The organism is Xanthomonas arboricola pv. juglandis (assembly GCF_905367715.1).
In the GTDB taxonomy this organism is placed as follows: domain Bacteria; phylum Pseudomonadota; class Gammaproteobacteria; order Xanthomonadales; family Xanthomonadaceae; genus Xanthomonas; species Xanthomonas arboricola.
Genome location: NZ_HG999362.1, coordinates 2,278,908 through 2,301,997 on the forward strand (window position 1 = coordinate 2,278,908; position 23,090 = coordinate 2,301,997).

General features: G+C 65.1%; 16 protein-coding genes and 1 pseudogene. 13 read left to right on the forward strand and 4 right to left on the reverse strand.

Annotated elements, in window-relative coordinates:
- Positions 1-294 precede the first annotated feature (294 nt).
- The 7 genes from dapB (at position 295) to recJ (ending at position 9,255) form a co-directional block, all read left to right on the forward strand.
- Positions 295-1,011 carry a 4-hydroxy-tetrahydrodipicolinate reductase gene (gene dapB, locus KHN93_RS10050; protein WP_212579515.1) on the forward strand — a complete coding sequence of 239 codons (717 nt, stop codon included), beginning with the start codon at positions 295-297 and terminating at the stop codon, positions 1,009-1,011.
- A gap of 240 nt (positions 1,012-1,251) precedes the next feature.
- Positions 1,252-2,385: a glutamine-hydrolyzing carbamoyl-phosphate synthase small subunit gene (gene carA / locus KHN93_RS10055; RefSeq protein ID WP_212579516.1), complete on the forward strand. Its 1,134-nt coding sequence runs from the start codon at positions 1,252-1,254 to the stop codon at positions 2,383-2,385.
- 11 nt (positions 2,386-2,396) lie between these two features.
- Positions 2,397-2,738 (forward strand): type II secretion system protein M, encoded by a 342-nt coding sequence (locus KHN93_RS10060; protein ID WP_230584004.1) that lies wholly within the window; start codon positions 2,397-2,399, stop codon positions 2,736-2,738.
- A gap of 114 nt (positions 2,739-2,852) precedes the next feature.
- Entirely contained in the window at positions 2,853-6,095 is a 3,243-nt protein-coding gene (carB, locus tag KHN93_RS10065; RefSeq protein WP_024937721.1) for a carbamoyl-phosphate synthase large subunit, read from the forward strand.
- An 8-nt stretch (positions 6,096-6,103) separates the two neighbouring features.
- Complete coding sequence (gene greA / locus KHN93_RS10070; protein ID WP_016903166.1) at positions 6,104-6,568, forward strand: transcription elongation factor GreA; 465 nt, start codon at positions 6,104-6,106, stop codon at positions 6,566-6,568.
- A gap of 30 nt (positions 6,569-6,598) precedes the next feature.
- Positions 6,599-7,519, forward strand: a complete 921-nt coding sequence (locus KHN93_RS10075) for a phosphoglycerate mutase (protein WP_212579517.1) — start codon at positions 6,599-6,601, stop codon at positions 7,517-7,519.
- On the forward strand, positions 7,516-9,255 hold the full coding sequence (gene recJ, locus KHN93_RS10080) for a single-stranded-DNA-specific exonuclease RecJ (protein ID WP_212579518.1): 1,740 nt from the start codon (positions 7,516-7,518) through the stop codon (positions 9,253-9,255). The genes KHN93_RS10075 and recJ overlap by 4 nt, the downstream gene beginning before the upstream one ends.
- Positions 9,256-9,479: 224 nt before the next feature.
- Here the strand turns inward: recJ and KHN93_RS10085 are convergent, their stop codons facing one another.
- Positions 9,480-10,517, reverse strand: coding sequence for a DUF1176 domain-containing protein (locus KHN93_RS10085; RefSeq protein WP_212579519.1), 1,038 nt, complete (start codon positions 10,515-10,517; stop codon positions 9,480-9,482).
- A gap of 99 nt (positions 10,518-10,616) precedes the next feature.
- Positions 10,617-11,831: an acyltransferase family protein gene (locus KHN93_RS10090; RefSeq protein WP_212579632.1), complete on the reverse strand. Its 1,215-nt coding sequence runs from the start codon at positions 11,829-11,831 to the stop codon at positions 10,617-10,619.
- 152 nt (positions 11,832-11,983) lie between these two features.
- Between KHN93_RS10090 and KHN93_RS10095 the strand changes: the two genes are divergently transcribed.
- The 5 genes from KHN93_RS10095 to KHN93_RS10115 all read left to right on the forward strand — a co-directional run bounded on the left by KHN93_RS10095 (position 11,984) and on the right by KHN93_RS10115 (position 19,456).
- Complete coding sequence (locus KHN93_RS10095) at positions 11,984-12,904, forward strand: LytTR family DNA-binding domain-containing protein (protein ID WP_228608932.1); 921 nt, start codon at positions 11,984-11,986, stop codon at positions 12,902-12,904.
- Positions 12,905-13,137: 233 nt separating this feature from the next.
- A protein-coding gene (gene prfB / locus KHN93_RS10100; protein WP_102254087.1) for a peptide chain release factor 2 occupies positions 13,138-14,263 on the forward strand; the annotation gives its coding sequence in 2 pieces (ribosomal slippage) (positions 13,138-13,212 and positions 13,214-14,263; 1,125 coding nt in all).
- Between the two features lie 213 nt (positions 14,264-14,476).
- Positions 14,477-15,994 carry a lysine--tRNA ligase gene (gene lysS / locus KHN93_RS10105; RefSeq protein WP_065046421.1) on the forward strand — a complete coding sequence of 506 codons (1,518 nt, stop codon included), beginning with the start codon at positions 14,477-14,479 and terminating at the stop codon, positions 15,992-15,994.
- A gap of 140 nt (positions 15,995-16,134) precedes the next feature.
- On the forward strand, positions 16,135-17,271 hold the full coding sequence (rpfG, locus tag KHN93_RS10110; protein ID WP_024937712.1) for a cyclic di-GMP phosphodiesterase response regulator RpfG: 1,137 nt from the start codon (positions 16,135-16,137) through the stop codon (positions 17,269-17,271).
- Between the two features lie 37 nt (positions 17,272-17,308).
- A complete protein-coding gene (locus KHN93_RS10115; RefSeq protein WP_243850064.1) occupies positions 17,309-19,456 on the forward strand; it encodes an ATP-binding protein in 2,148 nt (715 codons plus the stop codon).
- Between the two features lie 54 nt (positions 19,457-19,510).
- Here the strand turns inward: KHN93_RS10115 and KHN93_RS10120 are convergent, their stop codons facing one another.
- A complete protein-coding gene (locus KHN93_RS10120) occupies positions 19,511-20,380 on the reverse strand; it encodes a crotonase/enoyl-CoA hydratase family protein (protein WP_047128634.1) in 870 nt (289 codons plus the stop codon).
- A 478-nt stretch (positions 20,381-20,858) separates the two neighbouring features.
- The gene (rpfB, locus tag KHN93_RS10125) at positions 20,859-22,541 is read right to left on the reverse strand and encodes a fatty acyl-CoA ligase RpfB (protein WP_104559298.1); all 1,683 of its coding nucleotides are present in this window, start codon (positions 22,539-22,541) and stop codon (positions 20,859-20,861) included.
- 97 nt (positions 22,542-22,638) lie between these two features.
- On the opposite strand from rpfB, the pseudogene KHN93_RS10130 reads away from it, so the two are divergent.
- Positions 22,639-23,087: pseudogene (locus KHN93_RS10130) on the forward strand (Cif family virulence factor).
- Positions 23,088-23,090 lie beyond the last annotated feature (3 nt).

The following is a 23,090-nucleotide window of genomic DNA, read 5'->3' on the forward strand; positions in this document are numbered from 1 at the left end:
TCATCGTCCTTACCAACGTACAGTGGCGCCGCTCTTACCAACCCATGGCCGCTCGCGACGTTGTATGCCAACCACCACGCACACCCCACCGACGCCACCAAGCCAAAGCGCCACAGCACATAAAACGCGCACACCCGCACCCGCTCTCACGATTCCCTGATCCCCCATCCCGATTCCCGGCTTTAACGACTCCCCAATCCCGACTCCCCAATCCCAGCTTTTACGATTCCCGATTCCCGATTCCCGATTCCCAGCTATCTTGTACAACCCCACCGCCCAGCTAGGCCTGCCGCCATGACACCGTCTCCTGTGAAAGTTCTGATCCACGGCGCCTCCGGGCGGATGGGCAAGGCGTTGCTGCGCCTGGCTGCCGAAGACGAGGCGCTGCACGTCGTCGGTGCGGTGGTGGGGCGCTCGCCTTCGCAGCGCGTGGTGGACGGCGTGCCGTACTTTGCCGCCAGCGAACTCGGCGGTGCACCGGCCTTCGATGTGGCAATCGACTTCAGCCTGCCGCAGGGCTTCGCACCGATCCTGGTGCTGTGCGCGCAGCGCGGCAAACCGCTGGTGTCCGGCACCACCGGCCTGGATGAGGCGCAGCGCGCCGCGTTGCTGGAGGCCGCGCAACAGATCCCGTTGGTGTGGGCGTCCAACTTCAGCCTGGGCGTTGCGGTGCTGACCGAACTGGTGGAGCGTGCCGCCGGCAGCTTGCCGGGCTGGGATTGCGACATCGTCGAGGCGCATCACGTGCACAAGCAGGACGCACCCTCCGGAACCGCATTGACGCTGGGGGAGGCGGCCACCGGCAGCGGCGCGCAGCCGCGCTTTGCCAGCCTGCGCGCCGGCGACATCGTCGGCGAGCACACGGTGCAGTTCACCGGGCTGGGCGAGCGGGTGGAGCTGGTGCACCGCGCCACCAACCGCGACATCTTCGCGCGCGGCGCCCTGCATGCGGCCAAGCGGCTGCTCGGCAAGCCGGCCGGCAGCTATCGCGTGCGCGATCTGGTGCTGTAAGCCGGCGCGTCGCCGCGCATGAATGGCGAGTGATCGCGGTGGCGCATTCAACCCGCCATTGCGATGCCAGCGCGGCGACCGGTGTTCTCCAGGCTGGCATGCCGGGGCACTTGCCTTTACAATTCTCGCTTGCCCGAACCAGCGTCGGACCGGTCCTCAGCACCGCGTCCGCGCTTTGCTGCAACCGGAATTTGGCCGGAAGCGCATCGGAGTCCCAGGCAGCCAGAGCGAGACCCCCACGTGACCCAACCCGCAATCCTTGTCCTCGAAGACGGCACCGTGTTCGAGGGCGAATCCGTAGGCGCCAACGGGCTTTCCGTCGGCGAAGTGGTGTTCAACACCGCCATGACCGGTTACCAGGAAGTCCTGACCGATCCCTCCTACGCCCGCCAGATGGTCACGCTGACCTATCCGCATATCGGCAACACCGGCTTTACCGATCAGGATGACGAGGCCAGCAAGATCTGGGCCGCCGGCCTGATCGTGCGCGACGTGCCGCGTCGCCCCAGCAGCTGGCGCAGCGAAGTCGCACTGCCGGAGTGGCTGCAGGCCCGCGGTGTGGTGGCCATTTCCGGCATCGACACCCGCAAGCTGACCCGCCTGCTGCGGCAGAAGGGCGCCCAGAACGGCGCACTGATGGCCGGCGAGATCGACGTCGACAAGGCACTGGAAGCCGCGCGCAGCTTCCCCGGCCTGAAGGGCATGGACCTGGCCAAGGTGGTTTCCACCGAGACCAGCTACAGCTGGCAGGAAGGCTCGCTGGATCTGAATTCCGACACCTTCGTGCGCGCCGAGCTGAAGCACAAGGTTGTTGCTTACGATTACGGCGTCAAGCTCAACATCCTGCGCATGCTGGCCGACCGTGGCTGCGACGTCACCGTGGTGCCGGCATGCACGCCGGTGGCCGAGGTGCTGGCAATGCAGCCCGACGGTGTGTTCCTGTCCAACGGCCCGGGCGACCCGGAGCCCTGCGATTACGCCATCAGCGCCATCCAGGAACTGATCGCCAGGCAGGTGCCCACCTTCGGCATCTGTCTGGGCCATCAGCTGCTGGCGCTGGCCGCCGGCGCCAGCACGGTCAAGATGACCACCGGCCATCACGGCGCCAACCATCCGGTGCAGGATCTGGACGGCGGGCGGGTGATGATCACCTCGCAGAACCATGGCTTTGCGGTCGACGAAAGCACGCTGCCGGCCAATGTGCGGGTGACCCATCGGTCGCTGTTCGATGGCACCAATCAGGGCATCGCGCTGACCGACGCACCGGCGTTCTCGTTCCAGGGTCACCCGGAAGCCTCGCCGGGCCCGCGCGATGTGGGGCCGTTGTTCGACCGGTTCGTGGAGTTGATGGCCAAGGATGCCAAGCGCGCATGAGCGCTCGTTTGATGGGTGTGCTGATTGTGCTGATGGGCGTTGCGCTGACGTATTGGGGCGTGTGGATGCCGCTGGAGCAGGCACGCGCTGGTGCACAGTCGATCACGCTGCACGGCGGCATGAAGCTGGCCTTGCTGGTACCGATGTGCTTCGTTTTCGGCGTCGGCTATGTGGCTGGAGGGGAATCCTTTCACCACCGCATGCAGAACACCGACCCGGACAAGGTGCGCCGTTGGGGCAAGACCTCCGGGATCGGTTGGCTGCTGATCCTGGGCAGCTTTGCCGCGTCCTTCGGGCTGTATCAATGGCTTCAGCACACCCTGCGCGCCCTCGGCTATGGATCTGCCGGATGAACCCGGCGTTCGACTCTGCCGAGTCGATGCACTATCACGCCGCGTCGCGATGCGATCGCCGCGGCCACTCTTCCGCACCTGCGGCTTGCCGCATGTTCCTAATCGAGTAAAGAAATGCCAAAGCGCACCGACCTAAAAACCATCCTGATCATCGGCGCCGGCCCGATCGTCATCGGCCAGGCCTGCGAGTTCGATTACTCCGGCGCGCAGGCGTGCAAGGCGCTGCGCGACGAGGGCTATCGCGTGGTACTGGTCAACAGCAATCCGGCCACGATCATGACCGACCCGGACATGGCCGATGCGGTGTACATCGAGCCGATCAACTGGCAGACGGTCGAGAAGATCATCGCCAAGGAAAAGCCCGACGCCCTGCTGCCGACCATGGGCGGGCAGACCGCGCTGAACTGCGCGCTGGACCTGGCTGACCACGGCGTGCTGGAGAAGTACAACGTCGAGCTGATCGGTGCCAAGCGCGAAGCCATCCGCATGGCCGAAGACCGCGAGCTGTTCCGCGTGGCGATGGGTGAGATCGGCCTGGATTGCCCCCGCGCCGAAGTGGCGCACACGCTGGAAGAGGCGCTGGATATCCAGACCCGGGTCGGCTACCCGACCATCATCCGTCCCAGCTTCACCCTGGGCGGCAGCGGCGGCGGCATCGCCTACAACCGCGAAGAGCTGATCGAGATCGTCGGCCGTGGCCTGGAACTGTCGCCGACCACCGAGGTGCTGGTGGAAGAATCGGTGCTGGGCTGGAAGGAATTCGAGATGGAAGTGGTTCGCGACACCGCGGACAACTGCATCATCGTTTGCGCGATCGAAAACCTCGATCCGATGGGCGTGCATACCGGCGACTCGATCACCGTGGCGCCGGCGCAGACGCTGACCGACAAGGAATACCAGCGCCTGCGCGATGCCTCGATCGCGGTGCTGCGCAAGATCGGTGTGGATACCGGCGGCTCCAACGTGCAATTCGGCATCAGCCCGACCACCGGCCGCGTGGTGGTCATCGAGATGAACCCGCGCGTGTCGCGCTCCTCGGCGCTGGCGTCCAAGGCCACCGGTTTCCCGATCGCCAAGGTCGCCGCCAAGCTGGCGGTGGGCTACACGCTGGACGAATTGAAGAACGAGATCACCGGTGGGCTGACCCCGGCCTCGTTCGAGCCATCGATCGACTACGTGGTCACCAAGATCCCGCGCTTTGCGTTCGAAAAATTCCCGCAGGCCGACGCGCGCCTGACCACCCAGATGAAGTCGGTGGGCGAGGTGATGGCGATGGGCCGCACCTTCCAGGAATCGCTGCAGAAGGCGCTGCGTGGCCTGGAGACCGGCAAGATCGGGCTGGACCCGACCGGCCTGGACCTGAGCAGCGAAGACGATATCGCCGCGCTCAAGCGCGAGCTCAAGGCACCGGGCCCGGAGCGTCTGTTCTATGTCGCCGATGCGTTCCGCGCCGGCATGAGCGTGGCCGATGTCTACGCGCTGTCGTTCATCGACCCCTGGTTCCTGGATCAGATCGAAGAACTGATCAGCCACGAACAGCAACTGGCCGACGACGGGATGCCGGCACTGGATGCGGCGCGTCTGCGCACGCTCAAGCGCGCCGGTTTCTCCGACGCGCGGCTGGCCGAGTTGACCGGCACCAATGAAGAATCGGTGCGCACGCTGCGGCGCGCGCTCAAGGTGCGTCCGGTCTACAAGCGCGTGGATTCCTGCGCCGCCGAGTTCGCCACCAGCACCGCGTATCTGTATTCGACCTACGAGGACGAGTGCGAGGCGCTGCCGACCGACCGCGACAAGATCATGATCCTGGGCGGTGGCCCCAACCGCATCGGCCAGGGCATCGAGTTCGACTACTGCTGCGTGCATGCGGCGCTGGCGCTGCGCGATGACGGCTACGAGACCATCATGGTCAACTGCAACCCGGAGACCGTGTCCACCGACTACGACACCTCCGACCGTCTGTACTTCGAGCCGCTGACGCTGGAAGACGTGCTGGAAATCGTCGAGCTGGAAAAACCCAAGGGCGTGATCGTGCAGTACGGCGGCCAGACCCCGCTGAAGCTGGCGCGCGCGCTGGAAGCCAACGGCGTGCCGGTGATCGGCACCTCGCCCGATTCGATCGATCTGGCCGAAGACCGCGAGCGTTTCCAGCAGCTGGTCGACAAGCTGGGCCTGAAGCAGCCGCCGAACCGCATTGCCCGCAATGCCGAGGAAGCGCTGGTGCTGGCGCGCGAAATCGGCTATCCGCTGGTGGTGCGCCCGAGCTACGTGCTGGGCGGCCGCGCGATGGAAATCGTCTACGGCGAATCCGACCTGGCGCGCTATGTGCGTGACGCGGTCAAGGTCTCCAACGATTCGCCGGTGCTGCTGGACCGCTTCCTCGACAATGCGGTGGAAGTGGACGTGGACATCATTGCCGACAAGGACGGCAACGTGCTGATCGGCGGGCTGATGGAGCACATCGAAGAGGCCGGCGTGCATTCGGGCGATTCGTCCTGCTCGTTGCCGCCGTATTCGCTCTCGCCCAAGACCCAGGCCGAGCTGCGCCGTCAGGTGGTAATGCTGGCCGAAGGCCTGAACGTGGTCGGCCTGATGAATACCCAGTTTGCGGTGCAGGTGAACGAGGCCGGCGACGATGTGGTGTTCCTGCTGGAAGTGAACCCGCGTGCCTCGCGCACCGTGCCGTTCGTGTCCAAGGCGATCGGCATGCCGCTGGCCAAGATCGCCGCGCGCTGCATGGCCGGCAAGACGCTGGCCGAGCAGGGCGCCACCAAGGAAATCGTGCCGGGCTATTACTCGGTGAAGGAGGCGATCTTCCCGTTCGCCAAGTTCCAGGGCGTGGACCCGATCCTCGGGCCGGAGATGCGCTCCACAGGGGAGGTGATGGGCGTGGGCCGCAGCTTCAGCGCCGCGTTTGCACGCGCGCAGGAGGCCGGTGGCATCAAGGCACCGCCGGTGGGCAAGGCGTTCGTGTCGGTGCGTGATCCGGACAAGCAGCGCGTGTTGCCGGTGGCGCAGGCGCTGGTGGAGCGTGGCTATACGCTGGTCGCCACACGCGGCACCGGAGCCTGGCTGCAGCAGAACGGGCTGAGCTGCGAGATCGTCAACAAGGTCGCCGAAGGGCGCCCGCATATCGTCGATTCGATCAAGAACGGCGAGATCGTGTATATCGTCAACACCACTGAAGGTCGCGCCGCCATCTCCGACTCGTTCTCGATCCGGCGTGAAGCGTTGCAGCATCGCGTGACCTATTCGACCACTGTTGCCGGCGCCAAGGCGCTGGTGCATTCGCTGGAATTCCGCGGCACCGGCCCTGTCTGGTCGCTGCAGGAACTGCACAAGGAGCTGGAAGCATGAGAGCACCCATGACGGCAAAGGGCGCGCAGCGTCTGCGCGAAGAGCTGGACCAGCTGAAGTCGGTCAAGCGTCCGGCGGTGATCAACGCGATCGCCGAAGCGCGCGCGCACGGCGATCTGAAGGAAAACGCCGAGTACCACGCCGCGCGCGAGCAGCAGAGCTTCATCGAAGGCCGCATCAAGCAGCTGGAAGGCGAGCTCTCGCATGCCGAGATCATCGACATCACCAAGCTGTCGGCCGGCAACAAGATCGTGTTCGGCGCCACCGTGACGCTGGCCGACACCGAGACCGACGAAGAGAAGCGCTACCAGATCGTTGGCGATCTGGAAGCGGACATCAAGCTGGGCATGATCGCGATCTCCTCGCCGCTGGCGCGTGCGTTGATCGGCAAGCTGGAAGGCGACTCGGTCACCATTGATGCGCCGGCCGGCCAGCGCGAGTACGAAGTGGTCAGCGTTGCCTATCTGGACTGACGGGCCGGGATTGAACGACGCCACCGCCCGATGACCACCGCCACGCTGCTGCTGCCGGAAAAACGTCGTCTGCCCGGTGAACTGGGCGACACGCCGGTGGCGCGTGCGCTGGCGCGTGCCGACCAGCAAGGTGCCGAGCCCGGCGAAGTGGCGCAGCTGCAGCGCCACTTCACGCTGACGCCTGCGCACTGGCCGGTGGCCGCGTTGACCCGCCAGCTCGATGCCGGCGATGCGGCCGGTGCGACCTGGGTGCGTGCCGATCCGGCCTATGTGGTGCCGGATATGCAGGGCGCGCGCTTGATGGGCTACGGCGAGGCGCTCGGTCCCACGGCCGAGGACCTGGCGGTGTTGCTGCCCATCCTTAAGCCGATGTTCGGCGATGCCGGCTTCCTGCTGGATGCGCCCACGCCTGCGCGCTGGTATCTGCGGCTGTCGCCGGATGCCAAATTGCCGGAATTTGCGCCACCGGATCTGGCGATCGGCGATGACCTGTTCGAGCATCTGCCGGCCGGCGAGATCGGCCGGCGCTGGCGTGCCTTGCTGACCGAGGCGCAGGTGCTGCTGCATCAGCATCCCTGGAACGAGGGCCGCGTGGCCAGCGGCAAGCCGGCGATCAATTCGCTGTGGTTCTGGGGCGGCGGCGTACTGCCGCATGCGGTGAGCTCGCCGCACCGTCAGGTACGCAGCCGCGAATCGCTGCTGCGTGCGCTGGCGCTGGCGGCCGGTGCCGATGCGCAGGGCGAACAACGCGTGGATGCGTTGGTGGACCTGCGCCATCTGCGCTCGCTGCAGCAGTTCAGCGACGACGCGGTGGCGCCGTTGCTGGCGGCGATGGCGCGTGGCGAACTGGATCGGCTGGTGCTGGATTTCCAGGACGGCGAAACCGTGTCGCTGACGCATGCGCAACGCTGGCGTTTCTGGCGCAAGCCGCGCATACAGCTGGCGCAATGACCTCCACCCCGCGGATCGTCCGGCGCCCGCCCGGGCAGGCCGGCAGCTGGCCCGATGCCATGTTGCCGTTGCTGCGCCGCATCTATGCCGCGCGCGGCGTTACCGATACCCACGGCGCGCAGCCGCGTCTGGGTCAGTTGCTGTCGCCGCAGTTATTGCACAACAGTGACGTGGCGGCCGAGTTGCTGGCCGATGCGATCGCCCGGCAACGGCGCATCCTGGTGGTGGGCGATTTCGACTGCGATGGCGCCACCGCCTGCGCGGTCGGCGTGCGTGGCTTGCGCATGCTCGGCGCGCTGGATGTGCATCACGCGGTACCCAATCGCATGGTGCATGGCTACGGCCTGTCGCCGGCACTGGTGGAGGAACTGGCCGCATTGCAGCCGGATCTGCTGGTCACGGTCGATCACGGCATCGCCTGCCACGCCGGCGTGGCCGCGGCCAAGGCGCGTGGCTGGACGGTGCTGGTCACCGACCATCACCTGCCTGGCGAGGTGTTGCCGCCGGCCGATGCGATCGTCGATCCAAATCTGGCCAACGATCGCTTCCCGAGCAAATCCCTGGCCGGGGTCGGGGTGATCTTCTACGTGCTGATGGCCTTGCGCGGCGTGCTGCGCGCGCGTGGCGCCTTCGCAGAACGCGCCGAGCCGGATCTGTCGGTATTGCTGGACCTGGTGGCAGTCGGCACCGTTGCCGATCTGGTGCCGCTGGACACCAACAACCGCGCGCTGGTGTCGGCCGGCCTGCGCCGCCTGCGCGAGGGCAAGGGTTGCATCGGCCTGCGCGCCTTGATCGATGCCAGCGGCCGCGACGTGGCGCGCTTGAGCGCCAGCGATATCGGATTTGCATTGGGCCCGCGTCTCAACGCAGCCGGCCGGCTGGAAGACATGGCGCTGGGCATCGAACTGCTGCTCAGCGAGGACTGGAACCGGGCGCGCGAGATCGCCGGCACCCTGGAAGAGATCAACGCCGAGCGCCGCGCGGTGCAGCAGTTGATGACCGACGATGCCGAGCAGGCCGTCACCAAGGTGGTGCTGGATGCCGATGGCGCGTTGCCGATCGCCGCGTGCCTGTTCGATGCCGACTGGCACCCGGGCGTGATCGGCCTGGTCGCCTCCAAGCTCAAGGACCGCCTGCATCGCCCGGTGATTGCATTGGCGCCGGCCGAGCCGGGCAGCAGTCAGCTGCGTGGTTCGGCGCGCTCGATCCCCGGCCTGCATATCCGCGATGTGTTGGCGGCAGTGGATGCGCGCCACCCGGGCCTGATCCAGAAGTTCGGCGGGCATGCGATGGCCGCCGGGCTGAGTCTGGAGCATGCCGCGCTGGCGACCTTCGAACAGGCATTCCAGCGCCAGGTGCAGGCGATGGTCGACGCCTCGCTGCTGCATGCCGAGTTGCACAGCGATGGCGAACTGGCCGCGCACGAACTTGATCACCTGCATGCCGAGGCGCTGCGCGTGGCCGGGCCGTGGGGGCAGGGCTTTCCCGAGCCGCTGTTCGATGGTCAGTTCGAAGTGCTGCAATGGCGCTTGCTCAAGGAACGCCATCTCAAGCTCACGCTGCGCTGCGCCGGCCGCGCCGAACCGCTCAACGCCATCCACTTCAACGGCTGGCGCGGCAGCGAGCCGGCACGCATGGTGCGGCTGGCGTACCGCCTGGTCATTGACGACTATCGCGGCGGCACCGCGGTGCAGTTGATTGTCGAGCACTGCGAGCCGGCGACAGTCACTGGCTGAGCGCGGGGCTGTCAATCGCGGGCTTCGGTAGGGGCGACAGCGCGTCCCTGCAGCCAGGCTTCACATCAACCGCTCTGCACGGGACGGCGCACCCACAGCCGGCATGCACTTGGTGGTGCATGCCGCAAGTAGCGCATGCCTGATGGCGGCAAGATGGTTTCGTTCGCCGCTCAAGGCGTCTTGCAAGACAGTGCAAGCGCACGCTCGCACCGTCCTCGCCCCGGTCAGGGCGCCTTCTTGACTTCGGTCACCAAGGTCGGCAATTCCCACGCCCCGCCAGCGGCCACCAGCCGACACAGGCCGGAGGTGGATTTGGAGGTCGGCACAAAACGGCGGCCGTCCCAGGTCCAGCTGGCCTCGCTGTAGCAGTCGCCCAGGCCGCGGCCCTTCTGCGATTCAATGATGGTGGAACCGTCGATATCGCTGGCGTGCGTGGTCACCAACGTCGGCGCGAACGGCGCGCGTGCATTGATGACCCAGAAACCGGTGCCGACGTTGTAGGCGCCCATCCAGCAATCGGTCGAGATCAGCAGTTTGTCGCTGCTGAGCCGGGTAACCGTCAGCGGCTCGGCTGCATCGCCGGCCTGCAGCCCCTTGCATTCCTCATCGGCCGGCAAGCTGGCGCGCAGTGCTTGATAGAGCGCCGGCAGCGTGCCCAGGCGCGCATCGGCTGCTTGCGTTGCTGCGAGTTTGACCGCACGCACCTGCGGTGCCGGCACGGCCGGCAGCACCGCAGCGTCGTCGCGATCGCCCTTGCGCACCAGTGCGCCGCGCGTGCCCAGCCGGCCCTGGAACTCGTCCATCTTCAGCAGCACCGCCGCGGCGCCGCGATCGGACAGCTGCCAGCGGCGACCATCGTTGCCGACCGCCACGATCTTGCTGCTGCGGGTCAGTGCGGCCAGCAGCGCGGTCACCTGCGCACTGGTTAGCGGTGCAGTGCCGCTGTCGCGATTAAGTGCCAGCTTGCCCAGGTCGCGCTGGTCGATGCGCAAGGTGAGCGATGCCGGCATCTTGACCTCGTCGTACTGGCCCAGCACCAACTCTGCGGTGACCGCTTGCCCGGCGCCGGCCTTGCGCGTCAGCAAGACCGATACCGGCGTGCTGCCGTCGTCATCCGGCTGATAGCCAGCGGCGCGGCAGGTGCGGGTGTTGTCGCAGGCGATGGTCCAGTCCTGGTGATCGAAGGCGATGCCGACCGGCGCATCGGCAAGGGCGGCGACGGGTGCGAGCAACAAGGCGGCGGCAAGCAGGGTAGGGCGCATGGTGTCTTCGAAAGAGCGTATCCGGCGCGCATCTTGCGTTGCTGCCGACGGGCCGTCCAGTGCGTCGCATGCCGAAGCGGGACACGCCTGCGCAACATTTCATGACGGCACCGGCGCGCTGTCGGTCTTGCTCGCCATGCGCGGCCTGCGCGCACGCAATCCGAACAAGGGACGCAGCCAGCGCATCCGGCGGATCGCAAACTCATGCAACGCCAGGCAGCCGATCACGGTGGCGGCGATCACCAGCGCCGGCTCCAGCCAGGCATTCAGATGCAGGGGCATCAGCCAGTACAGCGTCACGATGATCAGGCTCTGGTGCAGGATGTACCACGGGAACACCGCCTCCGTGCAGTACGGCAGCCAGCGGAACGGGCGATTCAATCGAAGCCTGGCCCAGCCAAGAATCGTCAGCAGCGCCAGCCAGGTGTAGGCGGCCCGTGCGCTGTGTTCGATCGCCTCCCACGGCAGTGCGGCCAGCGGTGCACCCAGTTGCGCAGTCTGCCCCTGGATGCTGGCATAGCGAATGCCCAGTTCGGTGCCGATCGCCACCAGCGCGGCGACCAAGGTGAGCCAGCGCAGTTGTACGGCCAGCTGCCAGAAGCGTTCGCGGCGTGCCAACAGATACCCCAGGACGAACAGCGGAAACGATTCGGCGTGCACGAACCAGTCGCCAAACAGCGCGTGGGTGGGCGGATGCCGCGGCATTACCCACAGCACGCAGAACGCTTCCCACAGGATCGGCAACAGCAGCAGTGCCGGCACCACCAGCGCAGCGGGCAAGCGCGGCCACGCGGCCAACCGCAGCGGTCGGGCCAGCGACACCAGCGCCATCAAGGCAATGGTGTAGGGCAGCAAATAGGCCAGATACCACAGATGGTTCCAGGTGATGCCGTGCTCCCAGCCATCGAAACTGCCGGCCGGCCATGGCCGCACCTGCCAGTAGCGCAGCAGGAAGCTGCCGAAGCCCGGGCTGACCTTGCCGTTGCTCACGCCCTGGCAATAGGCCTGCACCGCGACCACCACGAACATGCCGAACAACAGCGGCGGCAGCAATCGCCCGCAGCGCTGCAAGGCAAAGCGCCAGGGCCTGGCCTGCGGCCGCGCCAGCCCGATCGCGATGCCGGAGATCATGAACAGCAGGGGCATCCGCCAGCGGTTGAGCACGATCATCGGCCATTGCAGCCACTGCGCGGTGTGCACGCTCTTGAGGTGGAAATCCCAGTCGGCCACATAGGCCATGCCCACGTGATAGAGGATCAGCAGTGCGAAGGCGAAGACGCGCAAGGCATCGATATCGTGACGGCGTTCGGTCATGGTGGTGTCGGCAGGAGGCATGCCCGCATCCTCGGCAACGCAGGCCCCAAACAGCTGCGCCAAGGGCGGCAATGCCGTCCCCGAGTGACCAGTTGCGGTCCCACAGGGACGAACCGGGGACGGCAAACGGGCGGTTTGCATAGAATGCGCGGATGAATTCACCTGTGTCCGGGGCTATCGCACACGAGACCGACAGCGATGCCAGCGCGGGCAGGCGCTGGGTAGCGTTGATCTGGCTGCTGGTTTTCTATGGCAGCGCGCTGGGCAACACCGCGAGCATATGGCTGGCGGCACGGCGCGACGGTCAGCCGCTGCTGCTGTGGCAGGTGCTGACCTGGGAGCTGAGCAGCGCGACTGTCTCGCTGCTGCTCTTGCCGCCGCTGATCTGGCTCTGCACGCGTTGGCCATTGCATGCCGATGTCTGGCGGCGGCGCGTTCCTCTTTATATTGCGGCCGCACTTGTCTGGTGGCTGCTGCACGTGAGCGGCATGGTGCTGCTGCGCAAGCTGGTCTATCTGGCGGTCGGTGCGCACTACGATTTCGGTGCCTTGCGGTTGCAGTGGCTGTATGAACTCTCCAAGGATCTGCGCACCTTTGCCCTGCTGGTGGCGTTACGACATGCGCTGGCATGGTATGGCCGGCGTCGGCAGGGCGAGGCGCATCTGCTGGCCGCCCCGGACGAAGGCCCGCCGGTCGAACCGCTGGACCGTCCGGAACGCTTTCTGGTGCGCAAGCTGGGGCGCGATTTCCTGGTCGCCACCGCCGACATTGAATGGATCCAGGCGTCGGGCAACTACGTCAACCTGCATGTGCGCGGCCATGATTACCCACTGCGCAGCACGATGGCCGCGATCGAGGCCAGGCTCGATCCGGCCGTGTTTGTGCGCATCCACCGCAGCTACCTGGTGCAGCTGGCACGCATACAGGCGATCGAGCCGCTGGAATCCGGCGACGCCCGCGTGCACCTGGCCGACGCCACCGTGCTGCCGTGCAGTCGCCGTTACCTGGCCGCGTTACGGGCGGTGGCAGGGCAGGCGCCTACACCGCAGCGTGTCGAGGCCGCACAGGGCTGACCGGTTGTCCGGGCTGTCAACCCTACGATCGTGCCGAGGGCTTCGCGGTGGCAGATGAGCCCAGGCGCTCGTCGTCTGAGCCGCCTCCTGGCTGCCTTGTTCCGGTCTGAGCTTGCAGTGCTCGCCATGACGTCCACGGCCGGCACGAAACTGCGGCCCGTCACGATCGCCACCGCGTTCCGCCACCGTCGCCCGCTTGCTAAACTAGCCAGCTTGTTTGCCGGAAGTCCGTCATGATCGAAACCAATCCGATCCGCCAGCGCATCACCGATCTCAATGATCGCGTGCTCTCGCTCAGGGGGTATCTTTGACTACGACGTCAAGAAAGAGCGTCTAGAAGAAGTCAGCCGGGAGCTTGAGAGCCCCGATGTGTGGAACGACGCCGAGCGCGCGCAGGCCCTGGGCCGCGAGCGCTCGATGCTGGAAAAGACCGTCATCGGCATCGCCGATGTGCTGACCGGCCTGAGCGATGCCGGCGATCTGCTGGAACTGGCCGAAAGCGAGCAGGACGAAGACACCGCGGTGGCGGTGATCGCCGATCTGGACAAGTACCAGGCCCATGTCGAAAAGCTGGAATTCCAACGCATGTTTTCCGGCCAGATGGACGGCGCCAACGCGTTCGTCGATATCCAGGCCGGCGCCGGCGGCACCGAGGCGCAGGACTGGGCCGAAATCCTGTTGCGCATGTACCTGCGCTGGGCCGAGTCGCGCGGCTGGAAGACCGAGTTGATGGAAGTGTCCGGCGGCGAAGTGGCGGGCATCAAGTCGGCCACGATCCGCATCGAGGGCGAGTACGCCTATGGCTGGCTGAAGACCGAGATCGGCGTGCACCGGCTGGTGCGCAAGTCGCCGTTCGATTCGGACAACCGCCGGCATACCAGCTTCACCTCGGTGTTCGTGTCGCCGGAAGTGGACGACAACATTGAGATCGACATCAACCCGGCCGATCTGCGCACCGACGTGTATCGCTCCTCCGGCGCCGGTGGTCAGCACGTCAACAAGACCGAATCGGCGGTGCGCATCACGCATATTCCGACCAATACCGTGGTCGCCTGCCAGACCGGCCGCAGCCAGCACCAGAACCGCGACAACGCGATGAAGATGCTGGCCGCCAAGTTGTACGAGCTGGAAGTGCAGAAGCGCAACGTTGAGCGCGATGCGCTGGAAGCCACCAAGTCCGACATCGGCTGGGGCAGCCAGATCCGCAACTACGTGCTCGACCAGAGCCGCATCAAGGATCTGCGCACCGGCATCGAACGCAGCGACACGCAGAAAGTGCTGGACGGCGACCTGGACGAATTCGTCGAGGCCAGCCTCAAGGCCGGTCTGGCGGCAGGCTCCAAACGCCTGGATGCCTGACCGCAGCAAGACGTCGCCGCGCCCGCCGCGCAGCGACGTCTTTTTTTCGCGGATGCTGCGACATGTGCAGCGCCGCGCTGCCTGTACATCGCCACGCAATTCCGTCGCGCCGTGCAGTTGTCACCGATACACCGTAAAACGCAGCAACCGGCCAGCCCGGTTCCGCATTCTCCACCGGGCACGCGCCCGACCTATCGCAGACCGATTCCCGCCATGACCGAACAGACCCCCGCGCCGCAGATCCCCGCCGACGAGAACAGCCTCATCGCCGAGCGTCGCGCGAAACTGGGCGCGTTGCGCGGCCAGGGCATCGCCTATCCCAACGATTTCGTGCGCGAACACTTCGCCGGCGATCTGCAGGCCGAGTTCGCAGATGCCGACACCTGGACCTCCGAGGCGCTGGAAGCGAGCGGGCGCACGGTCAGAATGGCCGGCCGCCTGATGGCCAAGCGGGTGATGGGCAAGGCCAGCTTTGCGCAGATCCAGGATGAGTCCGGGCGCGTGCAGCTGTTCCTGCAGGGCAATGTGCTGGGCGATGCCTATGCCGCGTTCAAGGGCTGGGATGTTGGCGACATCGTGGCGGTGGAGGGCGGGCTGACCCGCACCAAGACCGGCGAGCTGTCGGTCAAGGCCAGCGCGCTGCGCCTGCTGACCAAGTCGCTGCGTCCGTTGCCGGACAAGTGGCACGGCCTGTCGGACGTGGAGCAGCGCTATCGCCAGCGCTACGTCGATCTGATCGTCACCCCGGAAGCGCGCGAGGTCTTCATCAAGCGCTCCAGGATCATCCGCGCGATCCGCGCCTGGCTGGATACGCGCCGCTTCCTGGAAGTGGAAACGCCGATGATGCATTACATCCCCGGTGGCGCCACCGCCAAGCCGTTCACCACCCACCACAACGCGCTGGATCTGGACCTGTACCTGCGCGTGGCGCCGGAGCTGTACCTCAAGCGGCTGGTGGTCGGTGGGCTGGAGCGGGTCTACGAGATCAACCGCAACTTCCGCAACGAGGGCGTGTCGACCCGGCACAACCCCGAGTTCACCATGCTCGAGCTCTACGAGGCCTATGCCACGTACCACGAGATCATGGACCTGACCGAGCAGGTGATCCGCGACACCGCGCAGTCGGTGCTGGGCACCACCCAGGTGAACTGGGACGGCGCCGCCATCGATCTGGCGCCGGCTTTCCGGCGCTGGCGCATGGATGAGGCCGTTCGTCACCACAATCCGGAGATCAGCGCGGCCGATTGCACCGATCGCGATGCGCTGCTGCGCCATTGCGAGCGGCTGAAGATCAAGGTCAAGCCGTCCTACGGCTGGGGCAAGCTGCTGCTGGAAATCTTCGAGGCCACCGTGGAACACACCCTGGTGCAGCCGACCTTCATCACCGACCACCCGGTCGAGGTGTCGCCGCTGGCGCGTTCCAGCGACACCGAGCCGGGGTACACCGACCGCTTCGAGCTGTTCATCAACGGCAAGGAGCTCGCCAACGGCTTCTCCGAGCTCAACGACCCGGAAGACCAGGCCGCACGCTTCCAGGCGCAGGTGCAGGCCAAGGACGGTGGCGACGACGAAGCGATGCATTACGACGCCGATTACATCCGTGCGTTGGAGTACGGCATGGCGCCGACCGGCGGCCTGGGCATCGGCATCGACCGGCTGGTGATGCTGCTGACCGGCAGCACCTCGATCCGCGATGTGCTGCTGTTCCCGTACATGCGTCCGGAAGCCTGATCTTTTTTGTGCCGTCGGCGTGCCGACGGCACAGATACTGCATATGCTAGAGCGGAGCCCCGAATGGCGTATCGTCGGGGGAGTCGGCACAGCGGCCGGCGTCATCGCTTTTCCGTTCTCGGGATAGAGGAGCAACGGCTATGCAGGATGTTTTGGGTAATCTTGCCGGCGTATCGTCGGCGGATCCATCGGGAAGCTGGTCGGAAAAGGCGGATCTGGGATTGAACATCGTCATTGTCGATGACCAGATGTCTGCGCGGACGATGCTGCGCCACGTCATCGAGGACATCGCACCGGAGTTGAAAGTCCACGATTTCGGTGACCCGCTCGACGCGCTGGCGTGGTGCGAGGCCGGACGGGTGGATCTGTTGCTGCTCGACTACCGCATGCCCGGCATGGATGGGCTGGAGTTCGCCCGGCGTCTGCGCCGGCTGCCCAGCCATCGCGATATTCCGATCATCCTGATCACCATCGTCGGTGACGAGCCGATCCGCCAGGCGGCGCTGGAAGCGGGCGTGATCGATTTCCTGGTCAAGCCGATCCGCCCGCGCGAACTGCGTGCGCGCTGCGCCAATTTGCTGCAGCTGCGTCAGCAGAGCGAAAGCGTCAAGCAACGCGCACTGTCGCTGGAGCAGCGTCTGCTGGCCAGCATGAACGAGGTCGAGGAGCGCGAACGCGAGACGTTGTCGCGGCTGGCGCGCGCCATCGAGTACCGCGACTCGGGCACCAGCGCCTTCCTGGAGCGCATGTCGCACGTGGCTGGCCTGATCGCCGAGCAGCTCGGCCTGTCGGAAGAAGAAGTGCGCATCATCGAGATGGCCGCACCGCTGCACGACATGGGCAAGATCGCCATTCCCGATGCGGTGCTGCTCAAGCCGGGCAAGCTCACCGACGACGAGATGAGCATCATGAAGCGGCATCCGCGGATCGGCTACGAGCTGCTCAGCGGCAGCCAGAACCGCTTCATCCAGGTCGGCGCCCTGATCGCGCTGCGTCACCACGAGCGCTACGACGGCACCGGCTATCCGGATGGACTGGTGGGCGAGGCGATTCCGCTGGAAGCGCGCATCGTGGCGGTGGCCGACGTCTTCGACGCACTGCTGTCGCCGCGCCCGTACAAGGAGGCCTGGACCATGGACGCCGCGCTGGCTTATCTCTACGCACAACGCGGTCGCCTGTTCGACCCACGCTGTGTGGATGCGCTGCTGCGCGGCCGCGCGCAGCTGGACCAGATCTGCGGCGAATTCTCGACCGCATCGGCACGACCCGGGGTGTAAGGCTATGAATCCGTTCGGAAGGATCCGGCAGCGGTTGATGAATCGACCTGACAGCGAACATGGCCAGGCGATCGTCCGCATCGTTCTGATCAGCCTGATCCTGTCGTATGTCCTCGTGCCGAGTGTCCGGCACAGTTTGCCGCTGCACCAGCACACCGGTGTCTTGGTCATCGTGCTGACAGGCCTCGGGCTTGGCCTGGCCTTGTTCGGATGGCTGCTGTGGCGACCCGACCGCTCGGATGCGCGTCGCATCCTGGGCATGCTGGCCGACTACGGGTTGATGGCCGCCGGCATGATCCAGATGGGCGAGCCGCTGGCCTGGGTCTATGTCGTGGTGATGTGGGTCACCGTCGGTAATGGCCTGCGCTACGGCAACCGCTATCTGTATCTTGCGGTGGCAATGGCGGTGGTGAGTTTTTCCACGACGCTGTCGATGACCGAATACTGGCAACACAACCAGCGCCTTGGGGTCGGGCTTGCGGTTGGTCTGGCCGCCGTTCCGCTGTATTTCTCCAGTCTGCTGCGGCAGTTGACCCGTGCAACCGCAGAGGCGCGCCGCGCCAGCGAGGCCAAGAGCCGCTTTCTGGCCAACATGAGTCACGAGTTCCGGACACCGCTGAACGGTCTGTCCGGCATGACCGAGGTATTGGCAACGACGCGTCTGGACGATGAGCAGCGCGAATGTCTGAAAACCATTCAAGCCTCCACACGCAGTCTGCTGGCGCTGGTGGAGGAGGTGTTGGACATCTCGGCCATCGAAGCCGGCAAGCTGCGGATCAACGCGTCCGACTTTGCAGTGCATGACACCTTGCAGGCAATCGGTCTGATCCTGGAGCCGCAGGCCAAGGCCAAGGGCTTGCGTTATCAGGCAACTATCGCCGCAGATGTCCCTCCCCGCGTGCACGGGGATGCGGGACATCTGCAGCAGATCCTGCTCAACCTGGTCGGCAATGCGGTCAAGTTCACCGACCACGGCAGTGTACAGTTGAAGGTGGCGGCCACCGACGCCAGCGGCCGCGCTGGTGTGCTGCTCCGTTTTGAAGTGCTCGATACCGGGATCGGTGTGCCGGTCGATATGCGTCCGCGTTTGTTCGAGGCGTTCGAACAGGCGGACACCGGACTGGCGCGCCGCTTCGAAGGCAGCGGCCTTGGAACGACGATCGCCAGGGGGCTGGTGCAGTCGATGGGTGGCGCGATCGGGTTTGAGGAAAATCCCGAAGGCGGCAGCTTGTTCTGGTTTGAACTGCCGTTCGGCCTGGCGACCGCCAAGCCTGCAGCAACTCCGTCGCCTGTGCTGCATGAGACGGAGTCCACCACCATACCGGGCAACGTGATTGCGTTTGCCGATCCGTTCCTACGTCACCGTGCCCGCGTGCGTAGCATGCAGATCCTGGTGGCAGACGACCATCTGGCAAATCGCCTCGTGCTGCAGCGGCTGCTGCAAAAAGCAGGGCATCGCGTCACCTGTGTTGATGGCGGCGAAGCCGTTCTGGATGCGTTGGCCGAAGCCGACTACGACGCGGCCATCGTTGACCTGCACATGCCCGGAGTCAGCGGTCTGGACATGTTGAAGCAGCTGAGGGTCATGCAGGCCGGTGGTAAGCCGGGAACCCCGATCGTGGTATTGAGCGCTGATGTCACCCCCGAGTCGATTCGCAGCTGCGAACAAGCGGGCGCCTATGCATTCCTGGCCAAGCCGGTGGCGGCGATCAAGTTGCTGGATACGCTGGCCGAAATCGCGGTCAACCAGAAGCTGCGTCAGACCGATCTGAGCATTGGTACCCGTAGCGCGGCCCCAAGCGGCGCAGTCCTCGATCCTGCCGTGCTCGACGAGCTGGCGGAACTGGGAATGGGAAATGAGTTCGAACGCGAGTTCATTCAACAATGTCTCAGCGATGCTGCGGCATGTGTTGTCCAGCTCGGTAAGGCGGCGGCGGACGGAGACTGGGCACGTCTACGCGAGCATGCTCACGCGGTCAAAGGTGTTTCCAGCAATCTCGGGCTGGTGATGTTGGCCGAACAGGGCGGTGAGTTAATGCGCCTGCCGGAAGCGCAGCTGCGAGCAGAATGGAGTCAAAGACTGGAGCAGCTGAAGACTGGTTTGAAGCTTGGGCGCGAAGCGCTCGCCCAGCGTGCTCAAAATAAGTCCGACGGAGGCGTCAGCGGGAATGGCGACCGTGGGTAAGCGAAGCCCGGCAATAGGCCGGGCCTGATTCCCCCAGTATTGGATCCACCAAAATCAGGCGACACCCGCGCCTGCGCGGCGGTTCTGTGCTTTGACCAAACGGTCCATCGTGCGCAGTGATTTCTCACTGAGTGCCAGGGCCGTGTCTACCCAGACTTCGGTGATGCGCAGCAATTCCTCGTAAGGCACCGCCTGCGCGAGGTTGCGTGCGGCGTTCATCGCCAGATAGGAGTGGGAGATGCGCTTTTGCTGGCGAATCAGCGTTTCGGTGGCAACCACGCCTTGGCCCTTCGGTACGAGTACGTCCACGATCCCCATCGCATGCATTTCTTCGCTGCTGTAAATGCGTCCATCGAGAATGATTTTTTCCGCCAGATGGGGCGAAACGCGACGGCACAGGAAGGAATACGCGCCCATGCCCGGAAACAGGCCGAACAGGACCTCGGGCAGTCCCATGCCGATGCCTTCTTCGGCCACGATGGTGTGGCAGGCCAGGGCCATCTCCAGCCCGCCTCCCAATGCATCGCCCTGCAGCAGCGCGATGCTGCGCACGTCCCCACCGAAGCCGGTATGCAGGTGATGGACGCCTTCCACGCAGCGAATCGCATACCGCATGAGTTGCTCGCGATTCTGTTCGCGGATCAAGCGTGCGAACAGGTCCAGATCGCCACCGAGATTGAAGGCGTCCGCGTCGGAGGCGAGTACGAAATGGCGCAGTTCCCCGCTGCGTCGCTCATGCGGAGCGCGGGTGATGGAGCCCATGACATCCCAGATGTCGTCCAGTAACTCAGGACTGCAGCAGGGACGTATGCCGAAAGGCGCATCGGCATGCATGAACAACCAGTGGGTGCCGTCAGCAGCCGAAGAATCGACCCGAATGGTGGAGTGGGGACGACCGAGGGAAATCTTTTCAATCGTGTTCATGGGCGTGATCCTGGAAAAGCCCGCAGTGGGAGAGTGAACGCCGGCGGGCGCGTGCGATCCACTCCGAATCGATGCTACACCGGCACTATCTCCATGAACGCAGAGGGCTTCCTTTCTATCCGGTGAGCCCTATGACCTGAATCTTTCAGTGAATTTCCGCAAGCAAAAGTAGTTTATTGTGAATTGCACATTCTTGAAATTATGTGTTCCGTGATTCTGCGTTCCGGGGCCGCCGAAGTACTCCCTGGGTGGCCGTCATGAACTCTGAAAAAGCATGATGGTATTTCCACGCATCAGAACGGCGCAGATAACCAAGTGCAAATCGGCCCTTATTCCGGCGCGCGCGTCGTCGCACGCTGGCCGTCCGAAACGAACGTTCCGTCCGAAGCCTTCAAAAACAAAACGCCCGCAAGCCTGGCGGCAGTGCGGGCGTTGGATGACAGCCGGGTGGCTGTCGATCTGCGCTTACGCCGGTGGATTACGCCTTGGGCGCGTCCCGCAATTCGCGGCGCAGGATCTTGCCGACATTGGTTTTCGGCAATTCCTTGCGGAATTCGATCACTCGCGGCTGCTTGTAGCCGGTCAGGTTGGCGCGGCAGTGCGCCTTGACGGCGTCGGCGGTCAGGGTAGGGTCTTTCTTCACGATGACGGCCTTGACGATCTCGCCGGACTTTTCGTCCGGTACGCCGACGGCGGCCACTTCCAGTACGCCGGGCATCTCGGCAATCACGTCCTCGATCTCGTTCGGATATACGTTGAAGCCGGACACCAGGATCATATCCTTCTTGCGGTCGACGATGTAGACAAAGCCCTGTTCGTCCATCCGCGCGATATCGCCGGTATGCAGCCAGCCGTCGGCATCCATGACCTTGGCGGTTTCTTCGGGCTTCTTCCAGTAGCCCTTCATCACCTGCGGGCCCTTGATGCACAGCTCGCCGATCTCGCCCAGTGGCAGCGCCGCACCGGCGTCGTCCTTGATGCAGGCATCGGTGGACGGAATCGGCAGGCCGATCGAGCCGTTGTAGTCCTTCAGGTCCATCGGGTTGATGCAGGCGGCCGGCGAGGTTTCGGTCAGGCCGTAGGCCTCGACCAGGGTCAGGCCGGTGACCTTTTTCCAGCGTTCGGCGACCGAACGTTGCACCGCCATGCCACCGCCCAGGGTCATCTTGAGCGACGAGAAATTCACCTGATCGAAGCCGGGGGTATTGAGCAGGCCGTTGAACAGCGTGTTGACCCCGGTGAAGGCGGTGAAGCGGGTCTTCTTCAGTTCCTTGACGAAGCCGGGCATGTCGCGCGGATTGCTGATCAGGTGATTGCAGCCGCCGATCTTCATGAAGACCAGGCCGTTGGCCGTCAATGCAAAGATGTGGTACAGCGGCAGCGCGGTGATCACCACCTCGGCGCCTTCTTCCAGCTTGCCGGTGCCGGCAAGCCACTGATGGGCCTGCTGCATGTTGGCCACCAGATTGCGGTGGGTGAGCATCGCGCCCTTGGCCACGCCGGTGGTGCCGCCGGTGTACTGCAGGAAGGCGATGTCGTCGGGCTCGATCTGCAAGGTCGGCATGCTGTGCTTGCGGCCCAGCGCCAGTGCGTCGCGGAAACGGATTGCGCCGTTGAGGCGGTAATCGGGCACCAGCTTCTTGACGTACTTGACGACGAAGTTGACCAGCGCCGCTTTCGGGAAGCCGAGCATATCGCCCAGCCCGGTGGTGATCACCTGCTTGACCGGGGTGTCGGCGATGACCTGCTGCACGGTGGTGCCGAAGTTGTCGATCACCACCAGCACGCTGGCGCCGGAGTCGATCAGCTGATGCTTCAGCTCACGCGGGGTGTAGAGCGGATTGACGTTGACCACGGTCAGGCCGGCACGCAGGATGCCGAAGGTGGCGACCGGATACTGCAGGCAGTTGGGCATCATCAGGGCGACGCGGTCGCCTTTCTTCAACTGCAGTTCGCCAAGCAGATAGGCGGCGAACTGTTCGACCAGTTGATCAGCTTCGCGATAGGTAATGGTCTTGCCGAAGCTGTGATACGCGGGGCGGTCGGCAAACCGCTTGACCGAGGTGGCGAACACCTCGGCCACGGTACGGAACTGCTCCAGATCGATCTCGGCGGCAACGCCGGCCGGATAACTTTGCAACCAAGGACGTGCCTGATTCATCTGCCCCCCTCCAGGGTATTCGGTACGTGACGCGGTGTGTTCCACGGCACTACAACAGCAGGCAGCATACCGTCATGGATGGAAAAGGCGAAGCGTGATGCAGAGCAGCATTCAAGCGCGGTGGCGGGTCGGGTTGGTCGCGATTTTGGTCGTGGCCCTGAGCGGTTGCACGCGTGCCGCACCGGAGCAACGGCTGCGCGCACACTCGAAGCGATGCATCAGGCGATCGAGGCGCGCGAGATTGGCGAGGCGATGGCGCCGGTGGCCGATGACTTTGTCGGCGAACAAGGGCTGGACGCAGCCGGCCTGCGGCGATTGATGCAGCTGCAGATGCTGGGCAACCGCCGCATCGGCGTGACCCTGGAGCCGGTGGATGTGCAAGTGCGCGACGACACCGCGCGCGTGCGCTTCACCGCGCTGCTGACCGGTGGCAGCGGACGCTGGTTGCCCGAGCAGGCACAGACCTATCAGGTGACCACCGGCTGGCGCCTGCAGGACGGCGACTGGCAGCTGACCCACGTGCAATGGGAGCCCGCGGGGCGCTGAGCA